Source organism: Moorena sp. SIO3I6, assembly GCF_010672095.1.
Genome location: NZ_JAAHHU010000431.1, coordinates 1 through 3,565 on the forward strand (window position 1 = coordinate 1; position 3,565 = coordinate 3,565).

Genomic DNA, 3,565 nt, shown 5'->3' on the forward strand with positions numbered 1-3,565 from the left:
AGCACTGTAATCACAGGAATCATGGCATTTTTCAGAGCATGGGCAAAAACAATGCGCCTTTCGTGAATACCTCTAGCTCTGGCCGCTTCTACATAATCAGCCTTGAGAGTTTGCTTCAAGTTTACCCGCACAATCCGTTCAAAGATGCCACTTAACAGCAGCCCTAAGGTAATACTGGGTAAGGCTAAATAATAGATAGCAGTGAAAAACTGAACTAAATTACCACTGAGGAGACTATCTATTGTATATAGACCAGTAAATCCTTCTGGTGTTGCTAGGGTAATGGGATAGCGAGTACCGATGGGAAACCAACCCAGCTGAACAGAGAAAATTAACTGCACCACCATCCCCATCCAAAACAGAGGGATGGAGTAAGTAATGATGCCAAATAATCTACCCCCTACATCCCAAACTGTTCCGCTGCGGGATGCCGCTAAAGTACCGACTCCTATACCAACTAAGAATGCTATGGCCATGCCGCATACTGATAGTTCAACAGTGGCGGGGAAATGTTGTTGAATAATCTCCCAGACTTTTTGACCTTGGCTGGTGATTGAGGTACCTAGGTCTAAACGTAGCAAGGATCCTAGGTAGCGAATATACTGCAACCACAACGGGTCAGCTAATCCTAATTGTTGTCGGTATTCTTCCTTAACGCTATCTGGAGCGCGATTCCCTAACACAGCATCCACGGGATCTCCTGGGGTAGCTCTGAGCAGAAGAAACACTAGGGTGGTAATGGTCCATAGCATCAGGGGCGCTAGGAGAAGACGGATTATTATGTAGTATTTTAGGGCTTTGGCACGGGACATAAGGAAACAGGAAACAGGGAATCGGGAATCGGGAATCGGGAATCGGGAATCGGGAATCGGGAATCGGGAACTTTGGATGAAGTAGTTTTCGATTAAGTTAGTCTATTTCAAGACATTTTTGATTAACAAAAAGCTGTTTTGATGAAAATTGCTTTTTTATTGATAATCCTTGTTTAACCAGGCTTGTATAGATGATTTGATTGTAATTTATCACAACTAATCTGGGATAGTCATAATTTTTTTATCAATTCTAAATTCTAAATTCTAAATTCTAAATTCTAAATTCTAAATTCTAAATTCTAAATCCCTTTCTTTCGCAAAATTGATGACTCTTGCAATAGATATAATTAACAATTATCCCAAGCAACGGTATAAATTTTCTTTCCATCGGGGTGCGTCTATGGACCAGATTACATTCATGTTTGGTGTTTGATTAAGTACTCCCAGCTCATCCACTACCGTTTGACCACGGGTGAGTTCGCTTGCTGTTTCTACCTCCACGTAGTATTTACCTTGCCTAGTTACGATGGTTGGGTCGAGAGCCACTGCCATTGCTACAGGATCAGCAAGGGTTAAGCCAGGAGAATTTTGAATCTTAACACTGGCTTCTAAAGCGCTAGTATTGCAGTCTACAGCAAAACGTGCTATGTCTGTGCCTAAGTTTTTAATTTGTGCGATCTCAGCGGGGAGCAATGCTGCTTGAGCACGGCTTAATTCCCAACCGACCATTTCCATGGGCATGCCACTGTGAAAGACAATTTTAGCGGCATCTGGATCTACCCAAATGTTATATTCCGCAGCTGGGGTGACGTTGCCCACCACATTAGCGGCTCCACCCATGATTACGCAACGCTTTACTAGGTAGGCTATTTCTGGGGCACGAAGTAATGCGATCGCAATATTAGTCAGTGGTCCTAAGGTAACTAAGGTGATTTCCTTGGGATTGCTCTTAATAGTATCGATGATGACATCCACACCATGATCTAGCTGGGGTTTAGCCTGGGGCTCAGGGTAGTGCATGTTACCCATACCGTCTTCACCATGGAACCCGTGAGCATATTGGCATGGGCGGAGCATCGGTTTAGGGCAGCCAAGGTACACAGGGGTAGATGCGCCGCACATCTGGAGGGTATACAGGGCGTTTTTTGCTCCCTGTTCCACAGCTACATTTCCACTCACTATAGTGATAGCTTCAACCTGGACATCTGGCCAACGATGTGCCATCAGGAGTGCAACCGCATCATCGGAAGCTGTATCTGTGTCAATCAGGAATTTCCGCATATCTGAATGTAGCATTTGTTAATGGTATTACTACCACAACTCTTAATCTCTTCTTTAGGCAAGAACCCAAAATATCGGGCTAACCTGGGAGTGAATCCACCCTAGACAACTACTACAGCAACACTGGCGGAGATTTTTATGACACAACGGACCTTTGGGGTAATTGGTTTGGCTGTAATGGGGGAAAACCTCGCGCTTAATGTAGAAAGTCGTGGTTTCCCAATCGCAGTATACAATCGGACTGCTGCCAAAACCGAGAAATTTATGGCTGAGCGAGCTCAGGGCAAGGATGTGAAAGCTGCTTATTCCTTGGAAGAGTTTGTTCAAGCTCTAGAGCGACCCCGCAAAATCCTAGTGATGGTGAAAGCAGGGAAGCCAGTTGATGCAGTTATTGAGCAACTCAAACCTCTCCTAGAGCCAGGAGATATGATCATTGATGGTGGCAATTCTCTGTACCAAGATACCGAGCGGCGGACTAAGGATTTAGAAGCCACAGGATTGGGATTTGTTGGCATGGGCGTCAGTGGTGGTGAAGAAGGAGCGCTCAATGGTCCGAGTTTAATGCCTGGTGGTACTTCATCGGCATACAAGGATTTAGAACCAATTTTGGTCAAAATTGCGGCTCAGGTTGATGATGGTCCCTGTGTGACCTACATTGGTCCCGGTGGTGCTGGTCACTACGTTAAGATGGCACACAATGGCATTGAGTATGGCGACATGCAACTAATTGCTGAAGCCTACGATGTACTGAAAAATGCCTTGGGACTAGATCACAAGCAGCTACATGAAGTGTTTGCTGAATGGAACACTACTGATGAGCTAAATTCCTTTTTGATTGAAATTACAGCGGATATCTTCAAATACATTGATCCAGAAACGAATCTGCCCTTAGTGGAGATGATTCTTGATGCTGCTGGACAAAAGGGCACTGGACGATGGACTGTAGTTAGTTCCCTAGAACTAGGGGTGTCAATTCCTACCATCTACGCTGCAGTCAATGCTCGTGTCATGTCCTCTTTCAAGGATCAGCGGGTAGCAGCAGCTAAGGAAATCACTGGTCCGGAGGGCAAGTATGATGGTGACACAAAAGCATTTATTAATAAAGTCCGGGATGCTCTCTATTGCTCTAAGATGTGTTCCTATGCTCAGGGGATGGCACTCTTGAGTCGGGCATCGGAAGAGTTTAACTATAATCTGAACTTGAGCGAAGTTGCCCGGATTTGGAAAGGAGGTTGTATCATTCGAGCTGGCTTCTTGGATAAGATTAAGAATGCCTTCAACGAAAATCCCCAACTCCCCAATCTCTTGTTAGCTCCTGAGTTTAAGCAAACAATTTTGGATCGTCAGGATGGTTGGCGAGAAGTGCTAGCGGTATCAAACAAATTAGGGATTCCAGTCCCTGCTTTTAGTGCATCCCTAGATTATTTCGACAGTTACCGACGCGATCGCTTACCCCAAAACCTGACCCAAGC

At 45.0% G+C, this 3,565-nt stretch carries 3 protein-coding genes; 1 reads left to right on the forward strand and 2 read right to left on the reverse strand.

Going from position 1 to position 3,565, the window contains the following annotated elements; translation table 11 throughout:
- Positions 1-812 (reverse strand): ABC transporter permease (locus F6K49_RS37380; RefSeq protein WP_293105130.1); only part of this gene is annotated, 812 nt, incomplete at its 3' end.
- Positions 813-1,166: 354 nt separating this feature from the next.
- Entirely contained in the window at positions 1,167-2,108 is a 942-nt protein-coding gene (locus tag F6K49_RS37385) for a nucleoside hydrolase (RefSeq protein WP_293019164.1), read from the reverse strand.
- Positions 2,109-2,231: 123 nt separating this feature from the next.
- On the opposite strand from F6K49_RS37385, the gene gnd reads away from it, so the two are divergent.
- Positions 2,232-3,565, forward strand: a 1,334-nt coding sequence (gene gnd, locus F6K49_RS37390) for a decarboxylating NADP(+)-dependent phosphogluconate dehydrogenase (RefSeq protein WP_293105135.1), incomplete at its 3' end; no start/stop codon positions are given.

Excerpts from the sequence above, each read along its gene's own strand:
- F6K49_RS37385 (WP_293019164.1), bottom strand. The coding sequence starts at position 2,108 with ATGCTACATTCAGATATGCGGAAATTCCTGATTGACACAGATACAGCT.